The organism is Rosenbergiella sp. YN46, assembly GCF_036620675.1.
GTDB lineage: Bacteria > Pseudomonadota > Gammaproteobacteria > Enterobacterales > Enterobacteriaceae > Jejubacter.
Genome location: NZ_JAZHEE010000021.1, coordinates 23,990 through 41,078 on the forward strand (window position 1 = coordinate 23,990; position 17,089 = coordinate 41,078).

A 17,089-nucleotide genomic window follows, 5' to 3' on the forward strand; every position below is an offset into this window, starting at 1 on the left:
AGCAAAAGGCTGTTGCGCAAATGGCAATAATAGAAAGGCCCGGATACGCAACAGGGCGCATCCGGGCCGGAGATTAATGCAGTACGGCGGTCAGGGCGCCGCCAACAATCACGCCAAGGGCGATAATGGTGGTGATCAGCGAGTATTTCAGATCGGTACTCATGCGTTTCTCCTGCTCCTTTTCCATATTTAGTGTAAGGACTGATTCATTTTCCCACAAACGGCTCTGAAAATCCTGCATCAAGTGGCTTTATATGCAGATTTCCTCTTCCACTTTTGGCGAAGATAGGACAAAATCCCCGGCTAACTTGTTTATGCGCCGTCCGGTTATGCCCTCCTCCCGTTTAATGTCGCCTCCCCGACATACCCGCAGCCCGAAAAGTTGCGCCCCGGGATAAGTCCAGGCAAACGATTAACCGGCCGGTATTCAGGAACCCAGGAAATGGCCGGGAGTGACGACTGATGGCAACAATTAAAGATGTGGCAAAGCGGGCAAACGTCTCCACCACGACGGTGTCACATGTCATTAATAAAACCCGCTTTGTCGCGGAAGAGACCCGTAATGCGGTATGGGCCGCCATCAAAGAGCTACATTACTCACCCAGCGCCGTAGCCCGCAGCCTGAAAGTGAATAACACCAGGACCATCGGGCTGTTGGCCACCAGCAGTGAAGCCCCCTACTTTGCGGAAATTATCGAGGCCATAGAGAAAAACTGTTTTGATACGGGCTACACCCTGGTACTGGGCAACGCCTGGAACAACCAGGAAAAGCAACGCGCCTACCTGTCGATGATGGCCCAGAAGCGCGTTGACGGCCTGCTGGTGATGTGTTCGGAATATCCGGAGCCGCTGCTGGAGATGCTCGAAGAGTACCGCCACATTCCGATGGTGGTGATGGACTGGGGCGAAGCGAAAGCCGATTTCACCGACTCGGTGATCGACAATGCCTTCGAAGGGGGTTACATGGCGGGACGCTATCTGATTGAACGCGGCCATCGCGATATCGGCGCGATCCCCGGCTCGCCGCACCGCAATACTGGCGCTGGCCGTCTGGCAGGCTTTAAAAAGGCGCTGGAAGAAGCGCGCATCAGACTGAACGAAAAATGGGTGGTTCAGGGCGACTTCGAGCCGGAATCCGGCTACCGCGCCATGCAGCAGATTCTGTCCGCGCCGCAGCGCCCCACGGCGGTATTCTGCGGCGGCGATGTAATGGCGATGGGCGCCCTGTGCGCCGCCGACGAAATGGGCCTGCGGGTTCCTCAGGATATTTCGATTATCGGTTATGACAATGTGCGCAACTCCCGTTACTTCACACCAGCGCTGACCACCATCCACCAGCCCAAGGATTCTCTGGGAGAAACGGCTTTTAATATGCTTATCGACCGTATCGTCAATAAGCGCGAGCAGTCCCGCACTCTGGAAGTTCACCCACGCCTGATTGAACGCCGCTCGGTGGCCGATGGCCCGTTCCGCGACTATCGGCGCTAACGCCAGGGAGCCCGCTCAGTCGGGCTCCTTCAGCCATTCCGCATTCAGCGTTTCGCTATCCCCCAGATAATCCAGCAGCCAGACCAGCACCGGCGACGCTTCATTCTGACGCCAGCTCAGACAGCAGGCGGCATCCGGAAAACGGTTTTCCAGGGTCAGCGCCGTCCAGCGACCACTTTTTATCCGAGGTTGCGCAATATGGGCCGGCACCATACCGACACACAACCCGGCATCCAGACACTCTTTTGCACTCTCCCAGTCCGGTACCACCATGCGGCGCTGGTTATCCAGTAGCCAGGTGGTACGCTTAGGCAGCGAACGCGAAGTATCCTCCAGCACCAGCGAAGGCCAGCGCCGCAGCCGTTCGTCATCCAGCGGTCCCCTCTCTTCTGCCAGCGGATGACTGGCCGCCACCACGCAATGCCAGCGCAGCATCCCCATATCCCGAAACGCGTAACGCCCCCCAACAGGCACCGCCCGGGTAGCGCCGATCGCCAGCTCCACGCGCCCGTCTTCCAGCGCATCCCACACGCCGTTAAACACTTCACGGGAAACCAGCAGCTCCACATCGGGAAAATGGCGATAGAAATCCAGCACCAGCTGGCGGATACGCGCCGGTTTGACGATGTTATCCACGGCGATGGAAAACTGACCGCGCCAGCCGTTGGCTATCTGCTGACAGCGCTGGCGAGTGGCGAGCATTTTTTTGATAACTTCTCGCCCCTCGCGCAGAAAAAAGGCCCCGGCCTCCGTCAGTTCAACATCGCGGTGGCGGCGCACGAACAGCGGTACCGCCAGCCATGTCTCTAACTGACGCACGGTATAGCTGACCGCCGAAGGCACCCGATGCAGCTCCTGAGCCGCCGAACTAAAGCTGCCGTTACGAGCAACGGCATCTACCACTTCCAGTGAGTATTCTGACCACATATCTGCCTGCAAAAAATTTGAATGCAACAGGCAAATATTAGCGTTTCACAAGCGATAGCGCACTCCTTACACTGCACCCATTGTTTGTGTATCACCAGAAAAAGCGTTAGAGAAAAATCATGCGATCTGGAAAAGGATTTATGGCCTGGCTGGCCGGGCTGAGCGTTATCGGCTTTCTGGCCACCGATATGTACCTGCCGGCATTTTCCGCCATGCAGCACAGTCTGAACGCCGCGCCTGGCGCGATAAGCGCCAGCCTGAGCCTGTTTCTGGCCGGTTTCGCCCTGGCCCAGTTGGTCTGGGGGCCGCTGTCGGATCGCTTCGGCCGCCGCCCGATACTGCTGGCAGGGCTGACGCTGTTCGCTCTCGGCTGTCTGGGAATGCTGTGGGTGAAGAGCGCGGCGCTGATGCTGACGCTGCGCTTTATTCAGGCGGTTGGCGTCTGTGCCGCCACCGTCAGCTGGCAGGCGCTGGTGGCCGACCGCTATCCGGGGCCCCAGGCAAAACGGGTTTTCGCCACTATTATGCCGCTGGTGGCGCTTTCCCCGGCTCTGGCGCCGCTACTGGGCAGCTGGCTGCTGGTGCACTTCGAATGGCAGGCTATCTTCCTTGCGCTGTTTATCATCACTCTGCTGCTGATGGCTCCCGCCCTGCGTCTGCCTCCGCATTTTCCTGCGCCATCTGAGGGCACACAGGCACCGAAAACCGGGTTTGTGACGCTGCTGCGCAGTCGCGGCTACCGCGGCAACGTGCTGATTTACGCGGCCTGTTCCGCCAGTTTCTTCGCCTGGCTTACCGGCTCGCCGTTTCTGCTGCGCGATCTGGGCTACGGCCCCGGCGCCACCGGGCTGAGCTACGTGCCCCAGACTATCGCTTTTCTGGCAGGCGGCTACGGCTGTCGCAGCGCGCTATCCCGCTGGAGCGGCGAGCAACTGTTACCGTGGCTGCTGAGTCTCTTTGCGCTGAGCGTACTGGCGACCTGGGGCGTAGCGCTTTCCGGCCATGCGACCCTGACGCTGCTGCTAATCCCCTTCTGCATAATGGCGCTGGCTAACGGCGCAATCTACCCCATCGTCGTTTCCGCGGCCCTGCTGCCATTTCCGGGCGATGCCGGACGTGCCGCCGCGTTGCAGAATACGCTGCAGCTCGGGCTTTGTTTTCTGGCCAGTTTGCTGGTTTCATGGGGAGTGGAACAGCCGCTGATTACCACCACCGGCGTAATGGTTGCTACCGTAGTACTGGCGCTACTGGGCTACCTGATGCAGCGCGCACCGCAGCAACAGTGGCGCCCATCACGCCAGGGAAAATAACGGGATAAATAATGCTATTCCCATCTAATTAGGGCACTAACAATTTTTATTGAATCACTTTTATCAGAGGCATATACTGAAAACAGCTCTGGATATATATCATAAATATTAGGTAGTAACGGGAGCGCCCTGCTCCCGTTTTCTGTTATTTGAGGGTCTTACAAGGAAGACTTCTCCTTCTTTATTCACGTCGGTAATCGGACGCTCGGATTTTCCGTGAGAATTCTCACAAGGCCAAAATAGCGACTACGCTTTTTCTGATAGCGTAAAAGCTGTAATGGACCCGATCGCAATCAGGTGATGGAGAAACTATGAGTTCATCGTGTATAGAAGAAACCAGCGTCACTGACAGCGAGTGGTATCGCATCGCCAGTGAGATGCTCGGACGGGCCAGCATCAATATAAATGGCACCGCACCGGGCGATATTCAGGTTAAGAATCCCAACTTCTTCAAGCGTGTATTACAGGAAGGTTCGCTGGGGCTGGGCGAAAGTTACATGGACGGCTGGTGGGAATGCGACAGGCTCGATATCTTTTTTACCAAAGTTCTGCGCGCTGGCCTGGAAAATCAACTGCCGCACCACCTTAAGGATACGTTGCGCATCGCCGCCGCCCGTCTGGTCAACCTGCAAAGCAAGAAGCGGGCGTGGATCGTCGGCAAAGAGCATTACGACCTCGGTAACGACCTGTTTAGCCGAATGCTGGATCCCTGGATGCAGTACTCCTGCGGCTACTGGAAAGAGGCTGACAACCTGGTGGATGCCCAACAGGCCAAGCTGAAGATGATCTGCGAAAAGCTACAGCTCGCTCCCGGCATGAAACTGCTGGATATCGGCTGCGGCTGGGGTGGCCTGTCTGAATTCGCCGCCCGTCATTACGGCGTCTCTGTGACCGGGGTAACGATCTCCGCCGAACAGCAAAAGATGGCTCAGGCCCGCTGTGAAGGGCTGGATGTCACCATTCTGCTCCAGGATTATCGCGATCTCGACCAGGGTTTCGACCGCATTGTCTCAGTGGGCATGTTCGAACACGTCGGGCCGAAGAACTACGATACTTACTTTTCAGTGGTCGATCGCAATCTGAAGCCGGATGGTCTGTTTCTGCTGCATACTATCGGCTCCAACAAAACCGACCATAACGTCGATCCCTGGATCAATAAATACATCTTCCCCAACGGTTGCCTGCCATCGGTTCGGCATATCGCCGAAGCGAGCGAAGGTCGACTGGTCATGGAAGACTGGCACAATTTCGGGGCCGACTACGATAAGACGCTGATGGCCTGGTTCGAGCGATTCCAGGCGGCCTGGCCGGAGATCGCCAGCAACTACAGTGAACGCTTTAAGAGAATGTTCAGCTATTACCTGAACGCCTGCGCCGGCGCCTTCCGCGCCCGCGACATTCAGCTATGGCAGGTAATGTTCAGCCGAGGCATTGAAAACGGCCTGCGAGTCCCCCGCTAAAAAAAGCCCCCGGCAATAGCCGGGGGCTTTTTTATCTACGGCAGAATCAGGCCTGTTGCGCCGGCTCTGCGGCATTTTCGATGGCTGCTTCGCGGGTCGCCATAACCCGCTCGACGGTATCGATAATGGCCTGGGTTTGCGGGTCGATTTCAATATTAATGCTGTCGCCCAGCTTTTTCTCCCCCAGGGTGGTGCGCTGCAGGGTTTCCGGAATCAGGTGCACGCAAAAACGGCTGCTGGTCACTTCGCCAACCGTCAGACTGATACCATCAATGCCAATGAACCCCTTATGCAGAATATATTTCATCAGGGTGCGATCCAGGGGTTTGAACCATATCTGACGGTTATTTTCCGAAGTCAGCACTTTTACGATTTCCGCCGTGGTAATAATATGGCCGGACATCAGATGGCCGCCGATTTCATCGCCGAATTTCGCGGCCCGCTCCAGATTGACTTTATCTCCCACCTGTAGCTGTCCCAGATTGGTCAAACGCAATGTCTCTTTCATCAGGTCAAAACTGACCCGCGCGCCGTCAATCGCGGTCACGGTCAGACAGCAGCCGTTATTAGCGACCGATGCGCCGGTTTCAAGCCCCGGCAGTAACGCTTCCGGCAGCTCAACCACATGGGTGCGAAAATTGTCCTTTTCTTCGATGGACACCACCTGACCGGTGCCCTGCACAATACCAGTAAACATATTTCACTCCAGATACGCCGTGCGGCAAACACGGGCCGCGTCCCGCAATTATACATGAGCAGGCAGGCCGCTATGGCACAGAAGACCATCACCATAGCAGTTGGCAATAAAGGTTGCCAGATATCAACAATAACCCGCTACTATTTCGCTGACTTAACGGCCAACAGCAGCTACAATATCCGGCTAAATTCCCGCATTTTTTCTGGCTGCCTATCACAGGCGGCCTTTTTGTCTCTCTATCCCCTCAATAATTCGAGTTGCAGGAAGGTGGCAAGAGAGCGAATCTCCGGGAGCATAGAGACTATGCGACCAGGGCAAGTGAACGCAGCCAACGCGCCGGCGGCTCGAAGAATGACGGGTATACACAACAATAATACAGGTGTTTCCGTGCAAAAGTACTTAAACGAAGCGCGTCAGTTATTAGCTCTGGCTATCCCTGTGATCTTCGCGCAGATCGCCCAGACTGCGATGGGTTTTGTCGATACCGTGATGGCGGGCGGCTACAGCGCCACCGATATGGCAGCGGTCGCCATCGGTACCTCTATCTGGCTGCCGGCGATTCTCTTTGGACACGGCCTGCTGCTGGCGCTCACCCCGGTGGTCGCCCAGTTGAACGGTTCCGGCCGTCGTGAGCGCGTGGCAGCCCAGGTTCGCCAGGGGTTCTGGCTGGCAGGCATGGTTTCCGTACTGGTGATGGCGGTGCTCTGGAACGCGGGCTACATCATTCATTCCATGCACAATATCGACCCGCTGATGGCCGATAAAGCGGTAAGCTACCTGCGCGCCCTGCTGTGCGGCGCCCCGGGCTATCTGTTCTTCCAGGTGGCTCGTAACCAGTGCGAAGGGCTGGCGAAGACCAAGCCTGGGATGGTGATGGGCTTTATCGGTTTGCTGGTCAATATTCCGGTCAACTACATCTTTATTTACGGCCACTTTGGCATGCCGGAGCTCGGTGGCGTCGGCTGTGGCGTGGCCACCGCGGCGGTTTACTGGGTGATGTTCCTGTGCATGCTGGGCTGGGTGAAGCGCGCTCGTTCGATGCGTGATATCCGTAATGCTGAACGCTTCGGCGCTCCGGACTGGCAGATTCTGAAGCGCCTGGTACAGCTGGGCCTGCCCATCGCGCTGGCGCTGTTCTTTGAAGTGACGCTGTTTGCCGTGGTGGCGTTGCTGGTATCGCCGCTGGGCATTATCGACGTAGCCGGGCACCAGATAGCCCTTAACTTCAGTTCCCTGATGTTCGTACTGCCGATGTCATTATCGGCGGCGGTAACGATTCGCGTCGGCTTCCGGTTGGGCCAGGGCTCAACGCTGGACGCCCGCACATCGGCGTGGACCGGGATAGCCGTTGGCGTGATGATGGCCTGCGTCACAGCGCTGTTTACCATACTGCTGCGCGAACCCATCGCCCTGCTGTATAACGACAACCCGGCTGTGGTGACGCTGGCCTCCCACCTGATGCTGCTGGCGGCGATTTATCAGATCTCCGACTCTATTCAGGTCATCGGCAGCGGCGTACTGCGCGGTTATAAAGATACCCGTTCCATTTTCTTTATCACGCTGACCGCCTACTGGATTCTGGGGCTGCCCAGCGGCTATCTGCTGGCTCTGACGGATCTTATCGTTCCAGCCATGGGCCCGGCGGGGTTCTGGATAGGCTTTATTATCGGCCTGACCGCTGCCGCGATTATGATGGTGCTACGGATCCGCTGGTTCCAGCGTCAACCTTCGGTGCTGATTTTGCAGCGCGCCGCACGTTAATCCTGCAACGGCCGCCTACGGGCGGCTGTTTTTTCAACGCATTGCGCAGTTGGTCAGCAATCGCGTTAATTTCCCGGTAAATTTATCATTTTCCCCTTGCCAGGCCCCATCGCTGTCGTTAATATTCGTCCCCACTGTCACCTACAGCGTTGCGTTCATAGCTCAGTTGGTTAGAGCACCACCTTGACATGGTGGGGGTCGTTGGTTCGAGTCCAATTGAACGCACCATTTGCGTCCGTAGCTCAGTTGGTTAGAGCACCACCTTGACATGGTGGGGGTCGGTGGTTCGAGTCCACTCGGACGCACCATTTCTGGTGCGACTCTCTCGCTTTTCTCTTTTTGCCTTATCGCCTGTTTTCCCGACAATCGATTCAGCCACCGCTGGCGTAACCGCTGTTTTCCCCTATAATCGACCCGAAGTGAAACTGAACTAAAGACAGGTGACTTATGGAAATTGATCTCGACAATCTGGTCATTAGCGGACTGGAAGAAGCCGAAGAGCGTAACGCTGAACGTCTGGAAGAAGCGGATAAAAAAGCGCAGGCCATCGTGGCCGACGACGATTGCGGCGATGCCTGTAAAATTTAAGCGCTGAGCGCCCCATTCGGAAGCGGAAGCCGTCTGATGATGTGCTTCCGCTGCGTTCTTCCTGCCTTTTACGGGTATCCTCCCCCCGGCGGTAGCAGCACAACGCCCATTTCATCCGCCAGCGCTTCGATCCGCACCAGCAGTTCATCGCTCTGAATCAGCGGCCGGGATGCGACTTTGACTTCAAAAAGCCGCTGAGCGACGCGATCGCCGAACAGCATCACGGCCTCATCGCCGTGCTGGCGCGACGACCAGCAAAGTCCCTGGGCTATGGGATTCTGTTGCCACAGTGTCAGCGCCCACAGGCGGGTGATCGGATACTGGCTGGCATCGCTGTCCAGCAACTGGGCACGTTTAATCCCCAGACGCCGCAGCGTCATCGGCGTTAGCTTCACCAGCGTCAGCGGCTGCCGCGGTACCAGTTGTGACCAGACCAGCCCGGCCAGCTTCGCAAGATCGAACGGAGCGCCATCGCTGTACTGCGGCAGATCGTGAAACAGGGTTTCCATTATAGCAACATCGGGGGAAGCGCCGGCGTAGAGTGTGGGTATGGGAAGCCCCTGCGCGTCGCGCAGCGGGCTGAAGCGCGCTTCGCCCAGCCCCGGGTTAAACTGGCTGGCGCCGAAGCGTAAAGAGTGAATACGGTGTAACGGACGCCCCGCCTCCCAAACGCCGGTTTTTACCCGGTTATCGTGGCCAGGTAACGGAATCAGGGAGGCCGACCTTCCGTCAGCCATGTACCGGTCCCTGAATTTCTGCCTGCGCAGCGCGACAAACGGCTTCCGGCTCCGTAGCCAACAGCTCTTTCGGCTTACGCCCGCCAAGCCAGCTATTGTCTGAACCCAGCCAGATAGCCATTCCCCAGGGGGTTTTACGTTCTCCAAACAAGGCTATCAGTCTGGCCATAACCGGAAGCGGTATATAACCTTCATCCAGTCCGTACGCCGGGTAGTAGTCCCGTCCGTTTACCGACAGCGCGAAAATACGTTTTTTCGTCTTCCAGCGGTTAGGCGCCGCGCTCGGGTTAGAGAGCGCCAGCCCGGCGCGCATCGAAATATCCCGGGCAGTCAGCCACTCCGATTCGCGCAGTATGCGTTCACTAAGCTGCGTCTGTGCATCCACCATTTGTCCCGAAGGCAGGGCGCGCGCTGTAGCCTGAATCACCGACTGAGGGGCTTCGCCGGTCAACGAGGCCGTCAAACGCAATGCACTTTCCAGCGCCAGTTGCAGCACCCTCTCCTGACGGCTTCCCGCCAGCGCCTCAGGCAATTCCATCACCAGATAGTGACTGCCCTTATCCGTTTTCAGATGGCGCAGCTCTTCACCGCTGAGAGTGGCGAATTTCGGGTAGCTCATATCGGAAGCTGAAACCTGAACCTGCGTTTTATCACTCATCAAAATCCCTCGCCTGCGTGATATTCGTGATATTGGTTATCATACACCATCACGCCGAATGGTCAAATATTCGCCACACCACCGCTTCTCTGTCACGTTTGCCAGGCGCAGGAAAAATCCGCCGCAGTCTGATTGTCTTTTTTCCTTTCATGGCAGCCCTGACTGCGCTAAAACTCCTCCGTTGAAAGAATGAAACGCTGTTTTTAATTCCTTTTACCCTAACATTTGACTTATACTAGGCGAAAATTGAACTTGAATGGTTTCAGCTTTTTGAACTGCATCCACATCACAAACCGAGCCAGCCTCCGATGGCGTTCACAAACGCCCGGATACTTTCTTCTGCACGCTCTGCTTCTGTCACCTATTCTTGTGGATGTGGCTCAACGTTTATCGAAATATCGTTTCCGGTTGCCGACACAGCGGTTACCGCAGCCGGAGCTTAAATTCCCATCCTTCCCAACTTAAGACTAAGACTGTCATGAAAAAGACCAAAATCGTTTGTACTATCGGTCCGAAAACCGAATCTGAAGAGATGTTAACCAAACTGCTGGAAGCAGGCATGAACGTCATGCGCCTCAACTTCTCCCACGGGGATTACGAGGAGCACGGTCAGCGCATTAAAAATTTGCGCAACGTCGTTGCGAAGACCGGTAAACCAGCAGCGATTCTGCTGGATACCAAAGGCCCGGAAATCCGTACCATGAAGCTGGAAGGCGGCAACGACGTCTCTCTGAAGGCTGGTCAGACTTTCACCTTCACCACCGATAAATCCGTGGTCGGCAACAGCGAAACCGTTGCTGTAACCTATGAAGGCTTCACCAGCGATCTTTCCGTCGGCAACACCGTTCTGGTGGACGATGGCCTGATCGGCATGGAAGTCACCGCCATCGAAGGCGACAAAGTGGTTTGTAAGGTGCTGAACAACGGCGATCTGGGCGAAAACAAAGGCGTTAACCTGCCAGGCGTTTCCATCGCCCTGCCAGCCCTGGCGGAAAAAGACAAAAAAGACCTGATCTTCGGCTGCGAGCAGGGCGTCGACTTTGTGGCGGCCTCCTTTATCCGTAAGCGTTCCGACGTTGAAGAGATCCGCGCACATCTGCAGGCCCACGGCGGCGACCATATCCAGATAATCTCCAAGATCGAAAACCAGGAAGGCCTGAATAACTTCGACGAAATCCTCAACGCATCTGACGGTATCATGGTCGCTCGCGGCGACCTGGGTGTTGAAATCCCGGTAGAAGAAGTGATCTTCGCTCAGAAGATGATGATCGAGAAATGTATCCTCGCCCGTAAAGTGGTGATCACCGCCACCCAGATGCTGGACTCCATGATCAAAAATCCGCGTCCGACCCGTGCGGAAGCTGGCGACGTCGCAAACGCCATCCTCGACGGCACCGACGCCGTGATGCTGTCCGGCGAATCAGCCAAGGGTAAATACCCGCTGGAAGCGGTATCTATTATGGCGACCATCTGCGAACGCACCGACCGCGTGATGCAGAGCCGCCTCGACCACGCGAACAGCAATCGTAAACTGCGCATCACCGAAGCCGTGTGCCGTGGCGCGGTTGAAACCGCTGAAAACCTGGAAGCGCCGCTGATCGTGGTAGCGACCGAAGGCGGTAAGTCCGCGAAATCGGTACGCAAATACTTCCCGAACGCCAACATTCTGGCGCTGACCACCAATGAGATCACCTGCCGTCAGCTGGTACTGAGCAAAGGCGTTATTCCTCAGTTGGTTAAGTCCATCGCCTCGACCGACGACTTCTATCGCCTGGGTAAAGAAGCGGCGCTGGCAAGCGGCCTGGCCCATAAAGGCGACGTGGTCGTGATGGTTTCCGGCGCGCTGGTGCCGAGCGGCACCACCAATACCGCATCGGTACACGTTCTGTAATAAACCGCCTGGCGGTAAATCACTACAAGGCGCCATCCGGCGCCTTTTTTATTTTTTAACTTCGCGTAGCCGCTATCAATAAAAAATCAAATCGGCTTTTACTATTTAAGCCAGACTAAACTTAAGATGAATCCGATGAAAGTCCCCGCGTTTAACTCAGAGTTTTTAGCAATTTGCGGCAATTCGCTGCTTCTTTGAGCGAACGATCAAATTTGAGTGTGTTCGCACAAAAAAAATATTCTCAAGCGAAAAAACTTTGTGTAATACTTGTAACGCTACATGGAGATTAACTCAATCTAGAGGGTATTAATAATGAATCGTACTAAACTGGTACTGGGCGCGGTAATCCTGGGTTCTACTCTGCTGGCTGGTTGCTCCAGCAACGCTAAAATCGATCAGCTGTCTTCTGACGTTCAGACTCTGAACGCTAAAGTTGACCAGCTGAGCAACGACGTGAACGCAATGCGTTCTGACGTTCAGGCTGCTAAAGACGACGCAGCTCGCGCTAACCAGCGTCTGGACAACCAGGCTCACTCTTACCGTAAGTAAGAGTTCCTGTAATAAAAATGGCGCACCTTGTGCGCCATTTTTTTATCTGTCTTCCACTCCCGGTTTACTGCTATCCTCTGTTTTCACGCCCTCAAATGGCTTCTGCCGCATTCTGAAGCTTTTTCTATGCAGTGACATAGCTCCCGGCCAGAACGCTTTAGCACGCCGTTCAGACGCTTTGAGGCCAGATAAAGCAACGGTGTCGAATGGCGCCGCAGTTCAGGGCAGAGACCAGAGGAATTACTGAACCCCGGAAAGCAGCCTTTCGCTCTGTTCGCTGGACGCGTTGTGGGCGCTCTGCATCGGCGCCGTCGACGGCGTAAGCGACGCGCTGCCAGACACCTCCACCGGATATCCGGCCCGTCGGGTCATCGCGTTATCCACCGCGTTGCGATCGCTTCGTTCATCATCGATAAAACGCCCGAAACTGGCGCTGATGGCAATCGGCACCGTTTGCGGATTTTCCCAGTCGTTAGTTGAAAGCGGCTGGTGGACTTCCACATAACGTCGGCCATTCGGTTCAACGGAATATTTCACCGGCTCATTAATAATCTGAACCCGGGTACCCCAATCCACTTTCGAAAATAGCGCTTTGATATCCTCGGAGCGCAGACGGATACATCCGGAACTAACCCGCTGGCCGACGCTGCGACGCACGTTAGTTCCGTGAATTAAATATTCCCCGCCACCTTTCTCCAGGCGTAATGCATAGCGCCCCAGTGGATTATTTGGCCCGGCCGGAACGACCGCAGGCAGTTTTATTCCCTGGGCCAACGAACGAGCCCGAATATTAGCAGTCGGCGTCCAGCTGGGATTGGGGATTTTCTGACTAATACGGGTAACCATTTCCGGCGTTTCGCGACCGAGCTGACCGATGCCAATAGGATAAACCTCTACCTTATTTTGCCCCGGCGGATAGTAATAAAGTCGCAGCTCCGCGAGGTTAATGACAATACCTTCCCGGGGAGTATCCGGCAGCAGCATCTGCGACGGGATAATGATTTCGCTGCCCGCCTTCGGCAGCAGCGGGTCGACTTTGCTGTTCGCCTCCAGCAGTAACAGAATGCCTGTACCAAATTTGTCCGCTACGTACTCAAGGTTCTTCCCGTTGTCGGGCATGATGTAGCGCTGGTTATGGCCAATCAGGCGGCTGCCGGGGGGCGGCAGCGGATAGTCGACGGCGCGGACAGCAAGCGGGGCAAGCGCCAGCGCACACAGCAACCCGGTCATAGAGAGAGATAACGCGCGTTTCATACTGAACCCCTCACCGGCAATGTGCCGGAATGCAGAAAAAGCGCGGGGAGGAGAGCCCCGCCCCGCATCCACAGAATGAAAGCTGTTATCTGAAAGTTTAGCTGAGAGTCGGGGCCAACGCGGCGGCTTTCGCGCGAATCGCACGAATCATCGCTTCCAGCCCCTGAGAGCGCGATGGGGTCAGATGCTGGGTCAGATTCATCTTCTCGAACCAGGGGCGCACATCAAATGCCACGATATCGCGTGCCGTCATCTGGTGATAAAGAATAAACACCACGGCTATCAGCCCCTTAACGATGGCCGCATCGCTGTCGCCCCGTAGCTGGATAACGTTATCCGAGGCCTGCTCCATCACGATCCACACCTGGCTCTGACAGCCCTGAATAAGATTATCGGGGGTGTGCGCCTCTTCGCTGAGCGGCGCCAGACGCTGCCCCAGTTCAATAATGTAGAGATATTTCTCTTCCCAGTTGGCGCAGCGGTTGAAGTTTCGCAGCAGCTTTTCTTTATCCGGCATCGCAGCCATCTCGGCCCCCCTGTTAACCCAAAAGACGATGGATGCGGATCAGCCCGGCCACCAGCCTGTCCACTTCCTCTTCGGTATTGTACATGGCGAGCGAAGCGCGGCACATGGCCGGAACCTGGTAAAACGCCATCAGCGGCATGGCGCAGTGGTGGCCGGTACGTACCGCAATCCCGTAGTTATCCAGGAAGCTGCCCACATCGTAGGCGTGATGCTGCCCCAGATTAAAGGCGATCACGCCGCGCCGCTCTTCAGGGCCATACAGCGTTAAATCCGGCACCGCCTGCAGTTCGCGCAGCGCATAACGCATCAGCGTGGTTTCATACTGCTCGATTTCGTCCAGCCCCACGCGTAAGACATAATCCAGCGCCGCACCCAGACCGATAATCCCGGCGGTATTCGGCGTACCGGCTTCAAAGCGCCACGGAGCGGCCGCATAGGTAGTGCCTTCACTCAGGCTGACGGTGGCTATCATCGAACCGCCCCCTTCCCAGGGCGGCATCGCCTGCAGAATCTCCTGGCGAACGTAGAGCGCGCCGATACCGGTAGGGCCGTAAATTTTATGGCCGGAGAAAACATAAAAGTCGCAATCCAGCGCCTGAACGTCCACCGCGTGATGCATCACCGCCTGAGCGCCATCCACCAGCACCTTCACACCGGCAGCCCGGGCCCTGGCTATCATCTCCCGCAGCGGATTTTCGGTGCCCAGCACGTTGGAAACCTGGGTAATAGCCAGCAGCCGGGTACGTTCATCAATCAATTCCGCCAGCCGTTCCTGTTGCAGGGTGCCGTCCTGATTCAGCGGAATCACCCGCAGCTCGGCGCCGACCCGCTCGCACAGCATCTGCCAGGGAACGATATTGGCGTGATGTTCCATCGCGCTGATAATCAGGTTGTCCCCTGCCCCCACGGCCTGGTTGCCCCAGCTACTGGCCACCAGGTTTATCCCTTCAGTGGTGCCGCGCACGAAGACAACCTCTTCCGCCGAGCGGGCGTTAATAAATTTCGCCACGCCGGCGCGCACGTTTTCCATGCGCTCCGTCGCTTCGGCGCTCAGGGTATGAATACCGCGATGCACCGCCGCGTAGCCGTGGCGGTATAGTTCCGTTTCTGCTTCAATGACCGCCAGCGGTTTCTGCGCGCTGGCGGCGCTGTCCAGATAGGCCAGCGGCTGACCGTTGACCTCTCGCGTCAGGATAGGGAAATCCGCTCGCACCTGTTCGATTGAGAAACTCATGACTGCCCCCCTGCCAGACGCTGGTCAATACGGGCCAGAACCTGGCGTTTCAGCGCTTCGTCGTCGATGGCTTCCGTTAACTCTGCGGCAAAAGCGTGGATAATCATCTGGCGCGCCGCCTGATGGCCAATACCGCGCGAGCGCAGATAAAACAGCTGTTCATCATCGATACGACCTACGGTCGCGCCGTGGCTGCATTTCACGTCGTCGGCATAAATTTCCAGCTGCGGTTTGGTATCCACCTCCGCCAGCCGGCCCAGCAGCAGGTTATTGTTGGTCATCTGCCCGTCGGTCTTAACGGCGTGGGGCGCCACGTTAATCAGGCCGTTGAACACCGCCCGCCCCCGATCGCTAACGATAGTTTTATGCAGCTGGCGACTGTTGCACCAGCCCTGGTTATGCTCAAGCCAGGTACGGCTGTCGCACACTTCGCTGCCAACCGGCATCGCCAGGCTGTTAAGGCGCAGAGTCGTATTCTCGCCTTCCAGACGGGTACTGGTGTGATGACGCAGCACGCTGCTCCCCAGCAGGAAGCTGGTGCTGAGGGCGCTGGCGTCTCTCTCCAGCCACAGATCGTTATGGGAGAAGTGGTAACTGAGCGGATTTTCAAAAGCCAGTTTAGTGTGGTGCAGACTGGCCCCCGCCGCCACCTGCATGGTCAGACGCCCGCCGGTAAAGTGGGTACGCGCATCGGCGCTGACGAAATGCTCGATCACCCGGGCTTGCGCCCCCTGCTCCAGGGTCAAATGATGGCGGTAGTGGGCGGTATTCATCTCATCGCCATCCCGCCCGCGGGTGATATGCATCAATACCAGCGGCCGTTGCGGGCGCGTATTGCGGGGTACCCGGATATGGGTCACTTCGCCCGCCAGACTTTCGGTCAGGTGCAGGAAAATCTCTGGCTGAATCGCGACCGGCAGTTCCTGACGCCGGGCGCTCACCGCAATCTCATAGCCGCTGCCGCTCAGTTCGTCGCTCAGCGCTTCGCTGTATCGCCCGTCGACGAAGACCAGCCTGAACGCATCGATACTGAGCGCCAGCGCATCGCGCTGCTCCGCCGTTACGGGCTCGCCCTGCGGCTGTACAAAGCGGTAAGCCAGCAGTTTTTCCAGCGGCGTAAAGGTGTACTTCCAGTTTTCATGCTTACGGCTCGGCAACCCCTCTCGCAGTAGCTGCTGCATATGCTGTTGCGCTTCAGGGCTACGAACCTCCTCGTTTTCGAACAGATGATGCCACTGTTGCAACGCGTTACTACTGTTGTTCGGTAAGCCAGCCATAGCCCTGCTCCTCCAGCTGTTTCACCAGGGTAAAGTCGCCGGATTTCACGATGCGCCCCTGATATAGCACGTGTACATGGTCAGGTTTGATGTAGTCCAGAATGCGCTGGTAGTGGGTCACAATCACAAACGAGCGCTTGCCGTCGCGCAGGGAATTCACCCCATCCGCCACAATCTTCAGGGCGTCGATATCCAGCCCGGAATCGGATTCGTCGAGGATGCACAGCGAAGGTGCCAGCACCGCCATTTGCAGAATATCGTTGCGCTTCTTTTCGCCACCGGAAAAGCCGACGTTAACCGAACGGGTAAGCAGATCCTCCGGCATCTTCAAAAGCGCAATTTTCTCTTCCATCAGATCCTGAAAATCGAAACGGTCGAGCGGCTCCTGGCCCCGATATTCACGTACCGCGTTCAGCGCGGTCTGCAGGAAAAACTGGTTGCTGACGCCCGGGATCTCCACCGGATACTGGAATGCCATGAAAATCCCTTCGCCCGCCCGCTCTTCGGGATCGAGCGCAAGCAGATCCTTGCCCTTAAACAGCACTTCACCGCCGGTCACCTCGTAATCCTCGCGGCCTGCAAGGGTCGCCGACAGGGTACTCTTGCCGGAGCCGTTCGGCCCCATAATGGCATGCACTTCTCCCGGTTTCACCTCAAGATTCAGGCCCCGCAGAATCGGGTTATCTTCCGCGCTTACGTGCAAATCTTTAATACTTAACATAGTGTTTCCTT

Annotated in this window: 17 protein-coding genes and 2 tRNA genes; 9 read left to right on the forward strand and 10 right to left on the reverse strand. The window is 56.6% G+C overall.

Features of this window, described 5'->3' with window-relative positions:
- Positions 1-73: 73 nt before the first annotated feature.
- The gene (cydH, locus tag V3W49_RS14825; protein WP_500146496.1) at positions 74-163 is read right to left on the reverse strand and encodes a cytochrome bd-I oxidase subunit CydH; all 90 of its coding nucleotides are present in this window, start codon (positions 161-163) and stop codon (positions 74-76) included.
- Positions 164-462: 299 nt separating this feature from the next.
- On the opposite strand from cydH, the gene purR reads away from it, so the two are divergent.
- Positions 463-1,488, forward strand: a complete 1,026-nt coding sequence (gene purR / locus V3W49_RS14830) for an HTH-type transcriptional repressor PurR (protein ID WP_500146498.1) — start codon at positions 463-465, stop codon at positions 1,486-1,488.
- A 15-nt stretch (positions 1,489-1,503) separates the two neighbouring features.
- On the opposite strand, the gene punR is transcribed toward purR, so the two are convergent.
- Positions 1,504-2,415: a DNA-binding transcriptional activator PunR gene (gene punR / locus V3W49_RS14835; RefSeq protein WP_500146500.1), complete on the reverse strand. Its 912-nt coding sequence runs from the start codon at positions 2,413-2,415 to the stop codon at positions 1,504-1,506.
- A 119-nt stretch (positions 2,416-2,534) separates the two neighbouring features.
- On the opposite strand from punR, the gene punC reads away from it, so the two are divergent.
- Both punC and cfa read left to right on the forward strand, forming a co-directional pair.
- Positions 2,535-3,725, forward strand: a complete 1,191-nt coding sequence (gene punC / locus V3W49_RS14840) for a purine nucleoside transporter PunC (protein ID WP_500146502.1) — start codon at positions 2,535-2,537, stop codon at positions 3,723-3,725.
- A 311-nt stretch (positions 3,726-4,036) separates the two neighbouring features.
- Positions 4,037-5,185: a cyclopropane fatty acyl phospholipid synthase gene (gene cfa / locus V3W49_RS14845; protein ID WP_500146503.1), complete on the forward strand. Its 1,149-nt coding sequence runs from the start codon at positions 4,037-4,039 to the stop codon at positions 5,183-5,185.
- 46 nt (positions 5,186-5,231) lie between these two features.
- Here cfa and V3W49_RS14850 read toward each other — a convergent pair whose 3' ends face one another.
- The gene (locus tag V3W49_RS14850) at positions 5,232-5,882 is read right to left on the reverse strand and encodes a riboflavin synthase subunit alpha (protein WP_500146505.1); all 651 of its coding nucleotides are present in this window, start codon (positions 5,880-5,882) and stop codon (positions 5,232-5,234) included.
- A gap of 387 nt (positions 5,883-6,269) precedes the next feature.
- Here V3W49_RS14850 and mdtK point away from each other — a divergent pair, with 387 nt between their 5' ends.
- From mdtK to V3W49_RS14870, 4 genes are all read left to right on the forward strand, one after another.
- Complete coding sequence (gene mdtK, locus V3W49_RS14855; protein ID WP_500146506.1) at positions 6,270-7,643, forward strand: MdtK family multidrug efflux MATE transporter; 1,374 nt, start codon at positions 6,270-6,272, stop codon at positions 7,641-7,643.
- 151 nt (positions 7,644-7,794) lie between these two features.
- Positions 7,795-7,871: transfer RNA gene (locus tag V3W49_RS14860), tRNA-Val, on the forward strand.
- A 3-nt stretch (positions 7,872-7,874) separates the two neighbouring features.
- Positions 7,875-7,951 (forward strand) — tRNA-Val (locus V3W49_RS14865).
- Positions 7,952-8,090: 139 nt separating this feature from the next.
- On the forward strand, positions 8,091-8,231 hold the full coding sequence (locus tag V3W49_RS14870) for a hypothetical protein (RefSeq protein ID WP_138097268.1): 141 nt from the start codon (positions 8,091-8,093) through the stop codon (positions 8,229-8,231).
- A gap of 68 nt (positions 8,232-8,299) precedes the next feature.
- Here the strand turns inward: V3W49_RS14870 and V3W49_RS14875 are convergent, their stop codons facing one another.
- The gene (locus V3W49_RS14875; protein ID WP_500146507.1) at positions 8,300-8,968 is read right to left on the reverse strand and encodes an RES family NAD+ phosphorylase; all 669 of its coding nucleotides are present in this window, start codon (positions 8,966-8,968) and stop codon (positions 8,300-8,302) included.
- A complete protein-coding gene (locus V3W49_RS14880) occupies positions 8,961-9,626 on the reverse strand; it encodes an integrase (RefSeq protein WP_500146509.1) in 666 nt (221 codons plus the stop codon). The genes V3W49_RS14875 and V3W49_RS14880 overlap by 8 nt, the downstream gene beginning before the upstream one ends.
- Positions 9,627-10,104: 478 nt before the next feature.
- On the opposite strand from V3W49_RS14880, the gene pykF reads away from it, so the two are divergent.
- The gene (gene pykF, locus V3W49_RS14885; RefSeq protein ID WP_500146511.1) at positions 10,105-11,517 is read left to right on the forward strand and encodes a pyruvate kinase PykF; all 1,413 of its coding nucleotides are present in this window, start codon (positions 10,105-10,107) and stop codon (positions 11,515-11,517) included.
- Positions 11,518-11,829: 312 nt separating this feature from the next.
- On the forward strand, positions 11,830-12,066 hold the full coding sequence (locus V3W49_RS14890) for a major outer membrane lipoprotein (RefSeq protein WP_002908860.1): 237 nt from the start codon (positions 11,830-11,832) through the stop codon (positions 12,064-12,066).
- A gap of 240 nt (positions 12,067-12,306) precedes the next feature.
- Here the strand turns inward: V3W49_RS14890 and ldtE are convergent, their stop codons facing one another.
- The 5 genes from ldtE to sufC all read right to left on the reverse strand — a co-directional run bounded on the left by ldtE (position 12,307) and on the right by sufC (position 17,078).
- Positions 12,307-13,320 (reverse strand): L,D-transpeptidase LdtE, encoded by a 1,014-nt coding sequence (gene ldtE, locus V3W49_RS14895; RefSeq protein ID WP_500146515.1) that lies wholly within the window; start codon positions 13,318-13,320, stop codon positions 12,307-12,309.
- A 97-nt stretch (positions 13,321-13,417) separates the two neighbouring features.
- Positions 13,418-13,846: a cysteine desulfuration protein SufE gene (sufE, locus tag V3W49_RS14900; RefSeq protein ID WP_500146516.1), complete on the reverse strand. Its 429-nt coding sequence runs from the start codon at positions 13,844-13,846 to the stop codon at positions 13,418-13,420.
- Positions 13,847-13,859: 13 nt separating this feature from the next.
- Complete coding sequence (gene sufS, locus V3W49_RS14905) at positions 13,860-15,080, reverse strand: cysteine desulfurase SufS (protein WP_500146518.1); 1,221 nt, start codon at positions 15,078-15,080, stop codon at positions 13,860-13,862.
- Positions 15,077-16,357 carry a Fe-S cluster assembly protein SufD gene (gene sufD / locus V3W49_RS14910; RefSeq protein WP_500146519.1) on the reverse strand — a complete coding sequence of 427 codons (1,281 nt, stop codon included), beginning with the start codon at positions 16,355-16,357 and terminating at the stop codon, positions 15,077-15,079. Before sufD ends, sufS begins: the two co-directional genes overlap by 4 nt.
- Positions 16,332-17,078, reverse strand: coding sequence for a Fe-S cluster assembly ATPase SufC (gene sufC / locus V3W49_RS14915; protein WP_500146520.1), 747 nt, complete (start codon positions 17,076-17,078; stop codon positions 16,332-16,334). The genes sufD and sufC overlap by 26 nt, the downstream gene beginning before the upstream one ends.
- Positions 17,079-17,089 lie beyond the last annotated feature (11 nt).

Bases quoted from the DNA above. Each gene is read 5' to 3' on its own strand.
- cydH (WP_500146496.1), bottom strand. From the start codon at position 163: ATGAGTACCGATCTGAAATACTCGCTGATCACCACCATTATCGCCCTT.
- purR (WP_500146498.1), top strand. From the start codon at position 463: ATGGCAACAATTAAAGATGTGGCAAAGCGGGCAAACGTCTCCACCACG.
- punR (WP_500146500.1), bottom strand. From the start codon at position 2,415: ATGTGGTCAGAATACTCACTGGAAGTGGTAGATGCCGTTGCTCGTAAC.
- punC (WP_500146502.1), top strand. From the start codon at position 2,535: ATGCGATCTGGAAAAGGATTTATGGCCTGGCTGGCCGGGCTGAGCGTT.
- cfa (WP_500146503.1), top strand. From the start codon at position 4,037: ATGAGTTCATCGTGTATAGAAGAAACCAGCGTCACTGACAGCGAGTGG.
- V3W49_RS14850 (WP_500146505.1), bottom strand. From the start codon at position 5,882: ATGTTTACTGGTATTGTGCAGGGCACCGGTCAGGTGGTGTCCATCGAA.
- V3W49_RS14870 (WP_138097268.1), top strand. From the start codon at position 8,091: ATGGAAATTGATCTCGACAATCTGGTCATTAGCGGACTGGAAGAAGCC.
- V3W49_RS14875 (WP_500146507.1), bottom strand. From the start codon at position 8,968: ATGGCTGACGGAAGGTCGGCCTCCCTGATTCCGTTACCTGGCCACGAT.
- V3W49_RS14880 (WP_500146509.1), bottom strand. From the start codon at position 9,626: ATGAGTGATAAAACGCAGGTTCAGGTTTCAGCTTCCGATATGAGCTAC.
- pykF (WP_500146511.1), top strand. From the start codon at position 10,105: ATGAAAAAGACCAAAATCGTTTGTACTATCGGTCCGAAAACCGAATCT.
- V3W49_RS14890 (WP_002908860.1), top strand. From the start codon at position 11,830: ATGAATCGTACTAAACTGGTACTGGGCGCGGTAATCCTGGGTTCTACT.
- ldtE (WP_500146515.1), bottom strand. From the start codon at position 13,320: ATGAAACGCGCGTTATCTCTCTCTATGACCGGGTTGCTGTGTGCGCTG.
- sufE (WP_500146516.1), bottom strand. From the start codon at position 13,846: ATGGCTGCGATGCCGGATAAAGAAAAGCTGCTGCGAAACTTCAACCGC.
- sufS (WP_500146518.1), bottom strand. From the start codon at position 15,080: ATGAGTTTCTCAATCGAACAGGTGCGAGCGGATTTCCCTATCCTGACG.
- sufD (WP_500146519.1), bottom strand. From the start codon at position 16,357: ATGGCTGGCTTACCGAACAACAGTAGTAACGCGTTGCAACAGTGGCAT.
- sufC (WP_500146520.1), bottom strand. From the start codon at position 17,078: ATGTTAAGTATTAAAGATTTGCACGTAAGCGCGGAAGATAACCCGATT.